Source organism: Streptomyces sp. MJM8645, assembly GCF_001625365.1.
In the GTDB taxonomy this organism is placed as follows: Bacteria; Actinomycetota; Actinomycetes; order Streptomycetales; family Streptomycetaceae; genus Kitasatospora.
Window position 1 is genome coordinate 5,325,785 of the sequence record NZ_LJJF01000001.1, and the last position, 15,189, is coordinate 5,340,973.

Genomic DNA, 15,189 nt, shown 5'->3' on the forward strand with positions numbered 1-15,189 from the left:
GGGCGCTGGTCCGTGCGGACGCCCCGAGAGCGGGCCCGACGGGCGGAAGAGACCTCCGGCAGTGACGATGACTGTCTCGCCTACCTGCCGGAGGAGCAGTAGTGGACGTTTCCGTAACCATGTGGGTCACCACGATCGGTGTGCTGATCGCACTGATCGTGGCGGACTTCTTCATCGGAGGGCGCAAGCCGCACGAGGTCTCGATCAAGGAGGCCGGGATCTGGACCGCGGTCTGGATCGTGCTGGCGCTGATCTTCGGCGGGTTCCTCTGGTGGCACTCCGGCGCGCAGCCGGCCGGTGAGTTCTTCGCCGGTTACATCACCGAGAAGTCGCTCAGTGTCGACAACCTGTTCGTCTTCATCCTGATCATGGGCAAGTTCGCGGTGCCGAGGATCTACCAGCAGCGCGTGCTGATGTTCGGTGTGATCATCGCGCTGGTGCTGCGGGCGGTCTTCATCGCCGGCGGCGCGGCGCTGGTCACCCAGTTCTCCTGGGTGTTCTTCATCTTCGGCGCCTTCCTGATCTGGACCGCCTGGAAGCTGATCAAGGAGGCCCGGGCCGGCGAGGAGGAGGACGAGTTCGAGGAGAACCGCCTGCTCAAGTCGATCGAGCGGCGATTCCCGTCCACCGACACGTACCACGGCACGAAGTTGTTCATCCGGGAGAACGGCCGCCGGCTGATGACCCCGATGCTGATCGTGATGCTGGCGATCGGCACGACGGACGTGCTGTTCGCGCTGGACTCCATCCCGGCGATCTTCGGCCTGACCCAGGACCCGTACATCGTCTTCACCGCCAACGCCTTCGCCCTGATGGGCCTGCGTCAGCTGTACTTCCTGATCGGCGGCCTGCTGAAGAAGCTGGTCCACCTGTCGTACGGCCTGTCGGTGATCCTCGGCTTCATCGGCGTGAAGCTGGTGCTGCACGCGGCGCACGAGGCGGGCGCGAACGTGCCGGAGATCGGCATCCCGCTCTCGCTGGGCGTCATCGTGGTCGTGCTGGCCGTCACCACGGTGACCAGCCTGATCGCCTCGAAGAAGCAGGAACGGGCCGAGCGCGAGGCCCAGAAGCTGGACGCCTGACCCCCGCGTGACGGCCGAGGCCCCCGCGACCCGGAAAGGGTCGCGGGGGCCTCGTCGTGCCCGGTGCCCGGTGCCCGGTGCCCGGTGCCCGGTGCCCGGTGCCCGGAGGCCGAGGTCACCAGCCGCGCTCGCGCCACTCGTCGAGGTGCGGGCGCTCGGCGCCGAGGGTGGTGTCGCTGCCGTGGCCGGGGTAGACCCAGGCCTCGTCCGGCAGGACGTCGAAGATCTTCGCGTTGACGTCCCGGAAGAGGCTCGTGAAGGCCTCCGCATCGCCCCAGGTGTTGCCGACGCCGCCGGGGAAGAGGCAGTCGCCGGTGAAGACGTGCGGGTGGCCCTGCGGGTCGTCGTAGATCAGTACGATCGCGCCCGGGGTGTGCCCGACCAGGTGCCGGACGGTGAGTTCCACGTCGCCGACCCGCAGCTTGTCGCCGTCCGCGAGCAGCAGCTCGGTGGGCACGTCGACGCCCTCGGCGTCGTGCGCGCCGGCGGCGGTGCGAGCCCCCGTCACGGCGACCACCTCGGCGAGCGCGGCCCAGTGGTCGTGGTGCCGGTGGGTGGTGACGACGGTGGCGAGCTCGTCACCGACGGTCTCCAGCAGCACCGGGGCGTCGGCGGCCGCGTCGATCAGCAGCTGCTCGTCGGTGGCCCGGCAGCGCAGCAGGTAGGCGTTGTTGTCGTACGGGCCGACGGCCACCTTGGTGATGATCAGGTGCGCCAGCTCCCGCACGTCCGGCGGCCCGCCGACCTTGACCGCTCCGTGGTACGTCATGCGTCCGCTCCTCGTCCGGTGAAGGGGTTCAGGATCATCTTCGCGCCGTCAGCCCAGCGGGGGAAGCTGGGGGAGGGCGGTGTCGGGGGTGGTCCGCAGGCCGGCTCCGTCGGAGCGGCCGGAGAGCCAGGCGAGCAGGGAGCGGAGGGGGCCCTGGACGGTGAGGACGGGCTCGCCGGTGCCGATCAGGCCGATGTCCCCGGTGTCCTCGGCGACCAGCTCGACGCCGGGCAGGGCGGTGCCGTGCAGCTTGTTGGCGATCTTGTGGAACTCGGTGACGGCGAAGACCTCCGGCCAGTGCGCGGGGGTGTGGCCGGCGTCCAGGTCGACGTGGTGGTACTCGACCTCGGCGAGGCGCTTCCACGGGAGGTCGTGGGCGGGGAAGACGTAGCCGGTGCGGTGGCGGACCTCGACCGTCCAGGCTTCGGCGGGCAGCAGAGCGGCGGCCGCGGCGAAGCGCTCGCGGGAGTCGCGCAGGTCGGCGAGCTGGACGTCCACCGGGCGGGGCGCGCCCTCCTCGATCTGCCGGTCGCGGGCCTCGGTGCTGGCGTACTGCGGGATGTCGGTGCCGGTGCGGGCGCCGTCCAGCAGGTTGACCAGGGAGTCGGCGTTGCGGGCGAGGTGGGCCAGCACGTGACCGCGGGTCCAGCCGGGCAGGGCGGAGGGCTCGGCGACGGCCTCGGGCTTCAGCTCGGCGACGGTGTGCAGCAGGTGCCGGGTGCTCTCCTCGACCAGGGCCAGGTACTGCGCGGCGGCCTCGGCGGCGGTCTGCGGGTCGGTCATCGGATCGGCCTTCTGTGGGAGACGGCGCGTTGCCCGCGGGGGGCTCCGCTCGTTGACCAGCTGACGCTATCGCCGAATCCGACCGCTGAGCAGGGCCTTTTTCGGTCCGGGTACGGAGGGTTCGAGGGGCGCTCTCACTCGTTCGGGTGGACTCCGCTGGACACGGTCGATATTCGAACGTCTGAGCTAGTAGGCTGGCTGCCGCATCCTGGAAGAAGCACACATCTCCCCGCAAGTCCTCTCGCCCCGGAGAAAGGCGCCAGAAGCAGTGGCCGACCGCCTCATCGTCCGCGGTGCTCGCGAGCACAACCTCAAGAACGTCTCGCTCGACCTGCCCCGCGACTCCCTCATCGTCTTCACGGGCCTCTCCGGCTCCGGCAAGTCCTCGCTCGCCTTCGACACGATCTTCGCCGAGGGCCAGCGCCGCTACGTCGAGTCGCTGTCCTCCTACGCCCGCCAGTTCCTCGGGCAGATGGACAAGCCCGATGTGGACTTCATCGAAGGTCTCTCCCCGGCCGTCTCGATCGATCAGAAGTCCACCAACCGCAACCCCCGTTCGACCGTCGGCACGATCACCGAGGTCTACGACTACCTGCGCCTGCTGTTCGCCCGGATCGGCAAGCCGCACTGCCCGCACTGCGGCCGCCCGATCGCCAAGCAGTCGCCGCAGGCGATCGTCGACAAGGTGCTGGAGCTCGCCGAGGGCACCCGGTTCCAGGTGCTCAGCCCGGTGGTGCGCGAGCGCAAGGGCGAGTTCGTCGACCTCTTCGCCGACCTCCAGTCCAAGGGCTACTCGCGCGCCCGGGTGGACGGCGGGACGATCCAGCTCGCCGAGCCGCCGAAGCTCAAGAAGCAGGAGAAGCACACCGTCGAGGTGGTCATCGACCGCCTGACCGTCAAGGAGAGCGCCAAGCGTCGGCTCACCGACTCGGTGGAGACGGCCCTGCGGCTGTCCGGCGGCATGGTCGTGCTCGACTTCGTCGACCTCGCGGAGGACGACCCGGAGCGCGAGCGGATGTACTCCGAGCACCTCTACTGCCCGTACGACGACGTGTCGTTCGAGGAGCTGGAGCCGCGCTCGTTCTCCTTCAACTCGCCGTTCGGCGCCTGCCCGGACTGCTCGGGCCTGGGCAACCGGATGGAGGTCGACCCGGAGCTGGTCATCCCGGACCCGGAGCGCTCGCTGGAGGAGGGCGCGATCCACCCGTGGTCGGCGGGCCACGCCAAGGAGTACTTCCAGCGCCTGATCGACGCGCTCGCCGGGGAGCTGGGCTTCCGCACCGACATCCCGTGGGCCGGGTTGCCGGCCCGCGCCAAGAAGGCGCTGCTGTACGGGCACAAGCACCAGGTGCAGGTCAGCTACCGCAACCGCTTCGGGCGCGAGCGCTCGTACAGCACCGGCTTCGAGGGCGCCGTCCCGTTCATCCAGCGCCGGCACACCGAGGCGGAGAGCGACAGCAGCCGCGAGCGCTTCGAGGGCTACATGCGCGAGGTACCCTGCCCGACGTGCGAGGGCACCCGGCTCAAGCCGGTGGTGCTCGCGGTCACCGTCGAGGAGAAGTCGATCGCCGACGTCTCGGCGATGTCGATCAGCGACTGCGCCGAGTTCCTGGGCGCGATGAAGCTGAACGACCGGGACAAGCAGATCGCCGAGCGCGTCCTCAAGGAGGTCAACGAGCGGCTGCGCTTCCTGGTCGACGTCGGCCTGGACTACCTCTCGCTGAACCGCGCGGCCGGCACCCTGTCCGGCGGCGAGGCCCAGCGCATCCGGCTGGCCACCCAGATCGGCTCCGGCCTGGTCGGCGTGCTGTACGTGCTGGACGAGCCGTCCATCGGCCTGCACCAGCGGGACAACCACCGGCTGATCGAGACGCTGGTGCGGCTGCGCGACATCGGCAACACGCTGATCGTGGTCGAGCACGACGAGGACACCATCAAGACGGCGGACTGGGTGGTCGACATCGGCCCGGGCGCCGGCGAGCACGGCGGCAAGGTGGTGCACTCCGGCTCGTTGAAGGGACTGCTGTCCAACAAGGAGTCGCTGACCGGCCAGTACCTCTCCGGCAAGCGGTCCATCCCGATCCCGGCGGGCCGCCGCGACCGGGACAAGAAGCGCCAGCTGACCGTCCACGGCGCCCGCGAGCACAACCTCAAGGACGTCACGGTCGGCTTCCCGCTCGGCACCTTCACCGCGATCACCGGCGTCTCCGGCTCCGGCAAGTCGACGCTGGTCAACGACATCCTCTACACCCACCTCGCCCGGGAGCTGAACGGCGCCCGCAGCGTGCCCGGCCGGCACACCCGGATCACCGGCACCGACCTGGTGGACAAGGTGGTGCACGTCGACCAGTCGCCGATCGGGCGCACCCCGCGCTCCAACCCGGCCACCTACACCGGGGTGTTCGACCACGTGCGCCGGCTCTTCGCGGAGACGCAGGAGGCGAAGGTCCGCGGCTACCTGCCCGGCCGGTTCTCCTTCAACGTCAAGGGCGGCCGCTGCGAGAACTGCTCGGGCGACGGCACCATCAAGATCGAGATGAACTTCCTGCCGGACGTCTACGTGCCGTGCGAGGTCTGCCACGGCGCCCGGTACAACCGGGAGACGCTGGAGGTCCACTACAAGGGCAAGTCCATCTCCGAGGTGCTGGACATGCCGATCGAGGAGGCGCTGGCCTTCTTCGAGGCCGTCCCGGCGATCGCCCGGCACCTCAGGACGCTCAACGACGTCGGCCTCGGCTACGTCCGGCTCGGCCAGTCCGCGCCGACGCTGTCCGGCGGCGAGGCGCAGCGCGTCAAGCTCGCCTCCGAGCTGCAGAAGCGCTCCACCGGGCGGACGGTCTACGTGCTGGACGAGCCCACCACCGGCCTGCACTTCGAGGACATCAGCAAGCTGATCAAGGTGCTCAGCGGGCTGGTGGAGAAGGGCAACACGGTGATCGTCATCGAGCACAACCTCGATGTGATCAAGACCGCCGACTGGGTCGTCGACATGGGCCCCGAGGGCGGTTCCGGCGGCGGCATGGTGGTCGCCGAGGGCACCCCGGAGCAGATCGCCGCCGTCCCGGAGAGCCACACCGGCAAGTTCCTCCGGGACATCCTTCCGGGCGAGTTCGCGGACGCCCCGGTCGCCCCGGTGAAGAAGGCGCCGCGCAAGCGCGCCGCCGCGGCGAAGAAGTAGCGAAGAGGGAGCAGCGGCCCGCTCCGCCGCCCCACCCACGGGGGCGGCGGAGCGGGTGCCGCATAGACTTCCGTGGTCCCTCGTAGGAAGCCGAACCGCAGGAGCGCACCGATGTCAGAGGCCCCCGAGACCAGCCCCGCCACCTCCCGCCGCACCGTGCTCTGCGGCGCCGCCGCCGTACTGGCGGCCGGCGGCACCGTGGCGATCGCCGGCTGCGGTCCCTCCTCGGGTTCCTCGGGCTCCTCCGGCGCCGGCAGCGCGGCCAAGACCCCGGTGGACCTCGGCCCGGCCTCGGAGGTGCCGGAGGGCGGCGGCAAGGTCTTCCGCAACCAGAAGATCGTCGTGACCCAACCGACCGCGGGGGAGTACAAGGCCTTCAGCGCCGTCTGCACCCACGCCGGCTGCGTCGTCGACCAGGTGAAGAGCCAGCAGATCCAGTGCCCCTGCCACGGCAGCCGGTTCGCCATCGCCGACGGCGCCGTCCAGGACGGCCCGGCCCCCCGGCCGCTGCCCGCTTACGCCGTCACGGTCGACGGCGGGAACCTCAAGGTGACCCCGAGCTGAAGCAGTTGATCTCCACCCAGTCGATCTCGGCCCAGCCGGTCCCCGCCCGGTTGATCTCCCCTTCGCGGCCCCGGCTCCACTCGGTACGGTGGACCCATGGCTGACCCGAGCACCTACCGCCCGGCGCCGGGCGCGATCCCGACCTCACCGGGCGTCTACAAGTTCCGTGACGCCCACGGGCGGGTCATCTACGTCGGCAAGGCCAAGAGCCTGCGGCCGCGCCTGTCGTCCTACTTCCAGGACCTGGCCGGCCTGCACCCGCGCACCGCGACCATGGTCACCACCGCGGCCTCGGTGGAGTGGACGGTGGTGGCCACCGAGGTCGAGGCGCTCCAGCTGGAGTACTCCTGGATCAAGGAGTTCGACCCGCGGTTCAACGTCAAGTACCGCGACGACAAGAGCTATCCGGAACTCGCCGTCACCCTCAACGAGGAGTACCCGCGGGTCCAGGTGATGCGCGGGGCGCACAAGAAGGGCGTGCGCTACTTCGGCCCGTACGGGCACGCCTGGGCGATCCGCGAGACGGTCGACCTGCTGCTGCGCGTCTTCCCCGTCCGCACCTGCTCCAACGGCGTGTTCAAGCGTGCCCGGCAGGTCGGCCGGCCCTGCCTGCTCGGCTACATCGGCAAGTGCGCCGCGCCCTGCGTCGGCAAGGTCTCGCCGGACGAACACCGGGCGCTGGCCGAGGACTTCTGCGACTTCATGGCCGGGCGCACCGGCAACTACCTGCGCCGGCTGGAAGAGCAGATGCGGGAGGCCGCCGAGGAGATGGAGTACGAGAAGGCGGCCCGGCTGCGGGACGACATCGGCGCCCTCAAGCGCGCGATGGAGAAGAACGCCATCGTGCTCGCCGACGCCACCGACGCCGACCTGCTGGCCGTCGCCGAGGACGAACTGGAGGCCGCCGTCCAGATCTTCCACGTCCGCGGCGGCCGGGTGCGCGGCCAGCGCGGCTGGGTCACCGACAAGGTCGAGGACGTCGACACCGCCGGCCTGGTCGAGCACGCCCTCCAGCAGCTCTACGGCGGCGCCGGCCCGGACGAGCGCAACGAGACCGTCCCGCGCGAGGTGCTCGTCCCCGCGCTGCCCGAGCCGTCCGGTCCGGTCCGGGACTGGCTGAGCGGCCTGCGCGGCAGCCAGGTCGACCTGCGGATCCCGCAACGCGGCGACAAGAAGGACCTGATGGCCACCGTGCAGCGCAACGCCCAGCAGGCGCTGGCACTGCACAAGACCAAGCGCGCCTCCGACCTCACCACCCGCAGCCGCGCCCTGCAGGAGATCGCCGACGCGCTGGAGCTGGACTCGGTGCCGCTGCGCATCGAGTGCTTCGACATCTCCCACCTCCAGGGCGAGGACGTGGTCGCCTCGATGGTCGTCTTCGAGGACGGCCTGGCCCGCAAGAGCGAGTACCGGCGCTTCCAGATCAAGGGCTTCGAGGGCCAGGACGACGTCCGCTCGATGCACGAGGTGATCGGCCGGCGCTTCCGCCGCTACCTCCAGGAGCGCGAGCAGACCGGCGAGTGGGTCGTCCCCGAGGCCGACGACCCGGGCGCCGCCGCCGACGGCACCGGGGCCCCGGCCGGCCCGATCGACCCGGAGACGGGCCGCCCGCGCCGCTTCGCCTACCCGCCCCAACTGCTGGTCGTGGACGGCGGCCAGCCGCAGGTCGCCGCCGCCAAGCGCGCCCTGGACGAACTCGGCATCGACGACGTCGCGCTGTGCGGCCTGGCCAAGCGGCTGGAGGAGGTCTGGCTGCCCGGCGAGGACGACCCGGTCGTGCTGCCGCGCTCCAGCGAGGGCCTCTACCTGCTCCAGCGGGTCCGCGACGAGGCCCACCGCTTCGCGATCACCTACCAGCGCAGCAAGCGTTCCAAGCGACTCACCGCCGGGGAACTGGACTCCGTCCCGGGCCTCGGCGAGACTCGCCGCCAGGCGCTGCTCAAGCACTTCGGCTCGCTGAAGAGGCTCCGGGCCGCCACCGTCGACGAACTCTGCGCCGTACCCGGCATCGGACGCCGCACGGCGGAGACTGTTGCGGCGGCGTTGTCCTCCCGTACACCCGTCGCACCAGCGGTGAACACCGCCACCGGCGAGATCATCGAGGACGGGGCCGAACCGGCCGCCGAGCCGGTGGCCGCAGCATCCCAGACCGCACCATCCCAGGAGACGCCATGACGGCCGACGCCGACCGTCAGACGACGCGCCCAGCCCCCGCCCGCCTGTCCGGGCAGGGGAAGGGTGGTCGCGCCGTGCGCGTTCTCCCCAGCAGAAAGACCGAGAGCGGGGAACCGAAGTGACCGTGTCAGACGTGGCCGAGAACGCGCCGGAGCTGGTGATCATCTCCGGCATGTCCGGAGCCGGCCGCTCCACCGCCGCGAAGTGCCTGGAGGACCTGGGCTGGTTCGTGGTGGACAACCTGCCACCGGCCCTGATCCCGACCATGGTCGACCTGGGCGCCCGCTCCCAGGGCAACGTCGCCCGGATCGGCGTGGTCGTGGACGTCCGGGGCCGCCAGTTCTTCGACGACCTGCTCACCTCCCTCGACGAGTTGGAGAAGCGCGGCGTCCGGCTCAGCGTGGTCTTCCTGGACTCCTCCGACGACGCGTTGGTCCGCCGCTTCGAGAGCGTGCGCCGCCCGCACCCGCTGCAGGCCGACGGCCGGATCGTCGACGGCATCGCCCAGGAGCGCGACCTGCTGCGCGACCTGCGCGGCGAGGCCGACCTGGTGATCGACACCTCCAACCTCAACGTGCACCAGCTGCGCGCCAAGTTGGACGCCCAGTTCGCCGACCACGACGAGCCCGAGCTGCGCGCCACCGTGATGTCCTTCGGCTTCAAGTACGGCCTGCCGGTCGACGCCGACCTGGTGGTGGACTGCCGCTTCCTGCCCAACCCGCACTGGGTGCCCGAGCTGCGCGCCCGTACCGGCACCGACGCGGACGTCGCCGACTACGTGTTCCAGCAGCCCGGCGCCAACGAGTTCCTGGACGGCTACGCCGATCTCCTGCGCATCATCACCGAGGGGTACCGCCGCGAGGGGAAGCGCTACATGACGCTTGCCGTAGGCTGCACCGGTGGCAAGCACCGCAGCGTCGCGATGTCCGAGCGCCTGACCAAGCGTCTCGTCGCCGACGGAGTGGAGACGGTGCTCGTCCACCGTGACATGGGACGGGAGTGACCGCCGCCTCCTAGCCGGGCCGCCGGCGGGGCCGGTGGCCGCGGCGAGGAACGCGAGGTGAGTGTGGCGGGATATGTGCCCGGGCGGCAGCCGCAGAACAGGAGTGCCGACCGGGCGGGTGGCCCGGCCCGGCCGCCGGTCCCGAGCCGGCCGCGCAGCAGCCCCGCCCGGGCCAACCCGGCCCCCCGGATCACCGCGCTCGGCGGCGGCCAGGGCCTGTCCGCCTCGCTCTCCGCGCTGCGCCGGCTCACCAGCGACCTGACCGCCGTGGTCACCGTCGCCGACGACGGCGGCTCCAGCGGCCGGCTCCGCACCGAGCTGGGCGTGCTGCCCCCCGGCGACCTGCGCAAGGCGCTGGCCGCGCTGTGCGGGGACGACGACTGGGGGCGCACCTGGTCCGAGGTGATCCAGCAGCGTTTCACCGGCACCGGTGAGCTGGGCGGCCACGCGGTCGGCAACCTGCTGATCGTCGCGCTCTGGGAGAAGCTCGGCGACCCGGTGGCCGCCCTGGACTGGGTCGGCCGGCTGCTGAACGTCCAGGGTCGGGTGCTGCCGATGTCGGCGGTGCCGCTGGACATCGAGGCGACCGTGCGCGGCCACGACCCGGAGCGCCCCGGCGAGCTGTCGGCCGTCCGCGGCCAGGCCGACGTCGCGGTCACGCCCGGCACCGTGCAGTCGATCCGGCTGCTGCCGGACGGGCCGCCGGCCGTCCCGGAGGCGGTCACCGCCGTCCGGGAGGCGGACTGGGTGGTGCTCGGGCCCGGCTCCTGGTTCACCAGCGTGCTGCCGCACCTGCTGGTGCCGGAGCTGGCCAAGGCGCTCACCGAGACCCGCGCCCGCCGCCTGCTCACCCTGAACCTGGCCCCGCAGCCCGGCGAGACCGAGGGCTTCACCCCGCAGCGCCACCTGGAGGTCATCGCTGACCACGCCCCGGGCCTCGCGGTGGATGCGATCCTGGTGGACGAGCGGGCCGTCACCGGCGGCGCCTTCGGCCAGGCGGACCTGGCCGGTCTGGAGAAGGCCGCCGAGCGGATGGGCGCAGCCCTGGTCCTGGGCCGGGTGGCCCGCACCGACGGCACCCCGCGACACGACCCGGAGCTGTTGGCCGCCGCGTACGACCGGATTTTCCGGACACATGGAAGGATCGGGCCATGGCGATGACTCCAGCGGTGAAGGACGAGATCAGCCGGCTCCCGGTCACCAGGGCCTGCTGCCGCAAGGCGGAGGTGTCGGCGATCCTGCGGTTCGCGGGCGGGCTGCACATCGTGAGCGGCCGGATCGTGATCGAGGCGGAGCTGGACACCGGCGCGGCGGCGCGGCGGCTGCGCAAGGACCTGCTGGAGATCTTCGGACACTCCTCCGACCTCGTGGTGATGGCCCCCGGCGGACTGCGGCGCGGCAGCCGCTTCGTCGTCCGGGTGGTCAAGGACGGCGAACTGCTCGCGCGCCAGACCGGCCTCGTGGACGGCCGGGGCCGGCCGATCCGGGGGCTGCCCCCGGCGGTCGTCTCCGGGGCCACCTGCGACGCCGAGGCGGCCTGGCGCGGGGCCTTCCTGGCGCACGGCTCGCTCACCGAGCCGGGCCGCTCCTCCTCGCTGGAGATCACCTGCCCCGGCTCCGAGGCCGCCCTCGCCCTGGTCGGCGCGGCCCGCCGGCTCGGCATCCCGGCCAAGGCCCGTGAGGTGCGCGGCGTGGACCGGGTGGTGATCCGCGACGGCGACGCGATCGGCGCGCTGCTGACCCGGCTCGGCGCGCACGAGTCGGTGCTCGCCTGGGAGGAGCGCCGGATGCGGCGCGAGGTCCGGGCCACCGCCAACCGCCTGGCCAACTTCGACGACGCCAACCTGCGCCGCTCGGCCCGCGCCGCGGTGGCGGCCGGCGCCCGGGTGGCGCGGGCGCTGGAGATCCTCGGCGAGGAGGTGCCCGAGCACCTGGCCGCGGCCGGCCAGCTGCGGATGCAGCACAAGCAGGCCTCGCTGGAGGAGCTGGGCGCGCTCGCCGACCCGCCGCTGACCAAGGACGCGGTGGCCGGCCGGATCCGCCGCCTGCTGGCGATGGCCGACAAGCGGGCCTCCGAGCTCGGCCTGCCGAGCACCGAGGCCAACCTCACCGACGAGATGGCGATGAACTGACCGCACCAAGTGGCTGTTCCGCGGCCGGTGTCCGGATTCCGGGCACCGGCCGCCGCCGTGTCCGGACGGGATACCCGGACGCGCCCGGTGTGCGCAAATTGGTAGAGACCACTGGCCGGGACCAACTGCCCTGACCGCCAAGGACGGTCGGCCTGATTTCGCGCCACGCCAGGTCGTCGCACGTGGCGCGATGTGCCCTCCCAGGCCTGGGAGGGGTAGGGTCATAGGCGGTCGGGGACTTCCCAAATCTCACCCCCGTCGGCTTAGCTCCGGCGTACCTAACGAGGAGATCGGTTCGTGACGATCCGGGTAGGCATCAACGGATTCGGCCGCATCGGCCGCAACTTCTTCCGCGCGGTCAAGGCGCAGGGCGCGGACATCGAGATCGTCGGTGTCAACGACCTCACTGACACGAAGACCCTGGCTCACCTGCTCAAGTACGACACCACCCTGGGCACCTTCCCGGGCGAGGTCTCGCACACCGAGGACAGCATCACCGTCGACGGCAAGACCTTCCAGGTCAGCGCCGAGCGTGACCCCGCCAACCTGCCGTGGGCCGCCCTGGGCGCCGACATCGTCGTCGAGTCCACCGGCATCTTCACCAAGGCCGAGGCCGCGAAGAAGCACCTCGCCGCCGGCGCGAAGAAGGTCATCATCTCGGCGCCCGCGAGCGACGAGGACGTCACCATCGTCCTGGGCGTCAACGAGGACAAGTACGACGCCGCCAACCACTCGATCATCTCCAACGCCTCCTGCACCACCAACTGCGTGGCGCCGATGGCCAAGGTGCTGCACGAGAACTTCGGCATCGTCAAGGGCCTGATGACGACCGTCCACGCGTTCACCAACGACCAGGTGACCCTGGACTTCCCGCACAAGGACCTGCGCCGCGCCCGTGCCGCGTCGCAGAACATCATCCCGACCTCGACCGGTGCCGCCAAGGCGACCGCCCTGGTCCTGCCGGAGCTGAAGGGCAAGCTGGACGGCACCTCGCTGCGCGTCCCGGTCCCGACCGGCTCCATCACCGACCTGGTCGTCACCCTGGAGCGCGAGGTGACCAAGGACGAGGTCAACGCCGCCTTCCAGAAGGCCTCGCAGGAGGGCCCGCTCAAGGGCATCCTGACCTACACCGAGGACCCGATCGTCTCCTCGGACATCGTCAACGACCCGGCCTCCTGCATCTTCGACTCCCAGCTCACCATGGTCCAGGGCAACCAGGTCAAGGTGCTCGGCTGGTACGACAACGAGTGGGGCTACTCGAACCGCCTCGTCAACCTGACCTCCCTCGTCGGCGGCCAGCTCTGACGCAGCGGGAGCTGACGTGATGTAGGGGCGAGGGCCCGGCTGGCGCACTGTGCCGACCGGGCCCTCGCTCTGCGCACCAGGACTTTCCCAGGCGGCCCCTGCGCCGTGCCGCCTCTGCGCATCAACCATCTCCCCAGGAGAGCCAATCCCCGTGAAGACCATCGAAGACCTCGACGTCGCCGGCAAGCGCGTGTTCGTCCGTGCCGACCTGAACGTCCCGCTGGACGGCACCACGATCACCGACGACGGCCGGATCCGTGCCGTCGCCCCGACCATCGCCAAGCTCGTCGCGCGCGGCGCCCGGGTCGTCGTCGCCTCCCACCTCGGCCGCCCGAAGGGTGCGCCGGACCCGAAGTTCTCGCTGGCCCCGGCGGCCGTGCGCCTCGGCGAGATCCTCGGCAAGAACGTCGCCTTCGCCACCGACACCGTGGGCGAGAGCGCCGCGTCCACCGTGGCCGCGCTGGGCGACGGCGAGGTCGCGCTGCTGGAGAACCTGCGCTTCAACGCCGGCGAGACCAGCAAGGACGACGCCGAGCGCAAGGCCTTCGCCGAGCAGCTGGCCGCCCTCGCGGACCTGTATGTCGGCGACGGCTTCGGCGCCGTGCACCGCAAGCACGCCTCGGTCTACGACCTGCCCGGCCTGCTGCCGCACGCGGCCGGCGACCTGATCGCCACCGAGGTCGGTGTGCTCAAGAAGCTCACCGAGGAGGTCGCGCGCCCGTACGTGGTCGTGCTCGGCGGTGCCAAGGTCTCCGACAAGCTCGGCGTGATCGACAACCTGCTGAAGAAGGCCGACCGGATCCTGATCGGCGGCGGCATGGCGTACACCTTCCTCAAGGCCAAGGGCCACGAGGTCGGCATCTCGCTGCTGCAGGAGGACCAGATCCCGGTCGTCCTGGACTACCTGAAGCGCGCCGAGGCGACGGGCGTCGAGTTCGTCCTGCCGGTGGACGTCCTGGTGTCGGCGGAGTTCCCCGACCTCAAGACCAAGGCCCCGGCCAACCCCTCGCTCGTCGCCGCGGACGCGATCCCGGCCGACCAGGAGGGCCTGGACATCGGCCCGAAGACCCGCGAGCTGTACGCGGCGAAGCTGGCCGACGCGGGCACCGTGTTCTGGAACGGCCCGATGGGTGTCTTCGAGCACCCGGACTACGCGAACGGCACCAAGGCCGTGGCCCAGGCGCTGCTCGACAGCGACGCGTTCACCGTGGTCGGTGGCGGCGACTCCGCCGCGGCCGTCCGCATCCTGGGCTTCGACGAGAACGCATTCGGACACATCTCGACCGGCGGTGGCGCCAGCCTCGAGTACCTGGAGGGCAAGACCCTCCCCGGTCTCGCCGCCCTGGAAGGCTGAAAGCAATGACTGAGCGTCTCCCGCTGATGGCGGGCAACTGGAAGATGAACCTCAACCACCTTGAGGCCATCCAGCACACCCAGAAGCTGGCCTTCGCGCTGGCCGACAAGGACTACGCGGCCGTCGAGGTCGCCGTCCTGGTGCCGTTCACCGACCTGCGTTCGGTGCAGACCCTGGTCGACGGCGACAAGCTGAAGATCAAGTACGGCTCGCAGGACATCTCGCAGCACGACTCCGGTGCCTACACCGGCGAGGTCTCCGGCCCGATGCTGGCCAAGCTGAAGTGCACCTTCGCGGTGATCGGCCACTCGGAGCGCCGCCAGTACCACGGTGAGGACGAGGCGATCGTCAACACCAAGGTCAAGGCCGCCTACCGGGCCGGGATCACCCCGATCCTGTGCATCGGCGAGCCGCTGGACGTCCGCAAGGCCGGCACCCACGTCGAGCACACCCTCGCCCAGCTGGACGGCGCCCTGGCGGACATCCCGGCCCACCAGGCCGAGTCCATCGTGGTCGCCTACGAGCCGGTCTGGGCGATCGGCACCGGCGAGGTGGCCACCCCGGAGGACGCGCAGGAGGTCTGCGCCGCCATCCGCAGGCGGATCGCCGAGCTGTACGACGCCGAGCTGGCCGACAAGGTCCGCGTGCTGTACGGCGGTTCGGTGAAGTCGTCGAGCGCGGCCGGCCTGATGGCCAAGCCCGACATCGACGGCGGCCTGATCGGCGGTGCCTCGCTGGACGCCGACGAGTTCGTCAAGATCGTGCGCTACCGTGAGCAGGCAGTAGGCTAACGCCGCTGCAGCAACGTAGGCTTTGGGGCCGGACCGCCGTCAGCGGTCCGGCC

Annotated in this window: 12 protein-coding genes; 10 read left to right on the plus strand and 2 right to left on the minus strand. The window is 71.1% G+C overall.

Annotation, left to right across the window (positions count from 1 at the left end; genetic code table 11):
* The first annotated feature begins 101 nt into the window (after positions 1 to 101).
* A complete protein-coding gene (locus tag A6F73_RS22875) occupies positions 102 to 1,082 on the plus strand; it encodes a TerC family protein (protein WP_063349498.1) in 981 nt (326 codons plus the stop codon).
* Positions 1,083 to 1,197: 115 nt separating this feature from the next.
* On the opposite strand, the gene A6F73_RS22880 is transcribed toward A6F73_RS22875, so the two are convergent.
* Together A6F73_RS22880 and A6F73_RS22885 are read right to left on the minus strand one after the other, a co-directional pair.
* Complete coding sequence (locus tag A6F73_RS22880) at positions 1,198 to 1,851, minus strand: MBL fold metallo-hydrolase (protein WP_063349499.1); 654 nt, start codon at positions 1,849 to 1,851, stop codon at positions 1,198 to 1,200.
* Positions 1,852 to 1,899: 48 nt separating this feature from the next.
* The gene (locus tag A6F73_RS22885; protein WP_063349500.1) at positions 1,900 to 2,634 is read right to left on the minus strand and encodes a maleylpyruvate isomerase family mycothiol-dependent enzyme; all 735 of its coding nucleotides are present in this window, start codon (positions 2,632 to 2,634) and stop codon (positions 1,900 to 1,902) included.
* Positions 2,635 to 2,902: 268 nt separating this feature from the next.
* Between A6F73_RS22885 and uvrA the strand changes: the two genes are divergently transcribed.
* From uvrA to tpiA, 9 genes are all read left to right on the plus strand, one after another.
* A complete protein-coding gene (gene uvrA, locus A6F73_RS22890; RefSeq protein ID WP_063349501.1) occupies positions 2,903 to 5,812 on the plus strand; it encodes an excinuclease ABC subunit UvrA in 2,910 nt (969 codons plus the stop codon).
* 111 nt (positions 5,813 to 5,923) lie between these two features.
* Complete coding sequence (locus A6F73_RS22895; protein WP_063349502.1) at positions 5,924 to 6,376, plus strand: Rieske (2Fe-2S) protein; 453 nt, start codon at positions 5,924 to 5,926, stop codon at positions 6,374 to 6,376.
* A gap of 96 nt (positions 6,377 to 6,472) precedes the next feature.
* A complete protein-coding gene (uvrC, locus tag A6F73_RS22900; RefSeq protein ID WP_063349503.1) occupies positions 6,473 to 8,551 on the plus strand; it encodes an excinuclease ABC subunit UvrC in 2,079 nt (692 codons plus the stop codon).
* 118 nt (positions 8,552 to 8,669) lie between these two features.
* A complete protein-coding gene (gene rapZ, locus A6F73_RS22905) occupies positions 8,670 to 9,554 on the plus strand; it encodes an RNase adapter RapZ (protein WP_244293473.1) in 885 nt (294 codons plus the stop codon).
* Positions 9,555 to 9,617: 63 nt separating this feature from the next.
* Positions 9,618 to 10,715, plus strand: a complete 1,098-nt coding sequence (gene yvcK, locus A6F73_RS22910; protein WP_079136331.1) for a uridine diphosphate-N-acetylglucosamine-binding protein YvcK — start codon at positions 9,618 to 9,620, stop codon at positions 10,713 to 10,715.
* Positions 10,706 to 11,686: a DNA-binding protein WhiA gene (gene whiA / locus A6F73_RS22915; RefSeq protein WP_063349505.1), complete on the plus strand. Its 981-nt coding sequence runs from the start codon at positions 10,706 to 10,708 to the stop codon at positions 11,684 to 11,686. Before yvcK ends, whiA begins: the two co-directional genes overlap by 10 nt.
* A 297-nt stretch (positions 11,687 to 11,983) precedes the next feature.
* Positions 11,984 to 12,991, plus strand: coding sequence for a type I glyceraldehyde-3-phosphate dehydrogenase (gene gap, locus A6F73_RS22920; RefSeq protein ID WP_063349506.1), 1,008 nt, complete (start codon positions 11,984 to 11,986; stop codon positions 12,989 to 12,991).
* A gap of 151 nt (positions 12,992 to 13,142) precedes the next feature.
* Positions 13,143 to 14,345: a phosphoglycerate kinase gene (locus tag A6F73_RS22925; RefSeq protein ID WP_063349507.1), complete on the plus strand. Its 1,203-nt coding sequence runs from the start codon at positions 13,143 to 13,145 to the stop codon at positions 14,343 to 14,345.
* Positions 14,346 to 14,350: 5 nt separating this feature from the next.
* Positions 14,351 to 15,136 (plus strand): triose-phosphate isomerase, encoded by a 786-nt coding sequence (tpiA, locus tag A6F73_RS22930; RefSeq protein WP_063349508.1) that lies wholly within the window; start codon positions 14,351 to 14,353, stop codon positions 15,134 to 15,136.
* Positions 15,137 to 15,189: the final 53 nt, after the last annotated feature.

Coding starts and splice junctions, on each gene's coding strand:
- A6F73_RS22880 (WP_063349499.1), bottom strand. CDS start 1,851: ATGACGTACCACGGAGCGGTCAAGGTCGGCGGGCCGCCGGACGTGCGG.
- A6F73_RS22885 (WP_063349500.1), bottom strand. CDS start 2,634: ATGACCGACCCGCAGACCGCCGCCGAGGCCGCCGCGCAGTACCTGGCC.
- A6F73_RS22895 (WP_063349502.1), top strand. CDS start 5,924: ATGTCAGAGGCCCCCGAGACCAGCCCCGCCACCTCCCGCCGCACCGTG.
- uvrC (WP_063349503.1), top strand. CDS start 6,473: ATGGCTGACCCGAGCACCTACCGCCCGGCGCCGGGCGCGATCCCGACC.
- whiA (WP_063349505.1), top strand. CDS start 10,706: ATGGCGATGACTCCAGCGGTGAAGGACGAGATCAGCCGGCTCCCGGTC.
- tpiA (WP_063349508.1), top strand. CDS start 14,351: ATGACTGAGCGTCTCCCGCTGATGGCGGGCAACTGGAAGATGAACCTC.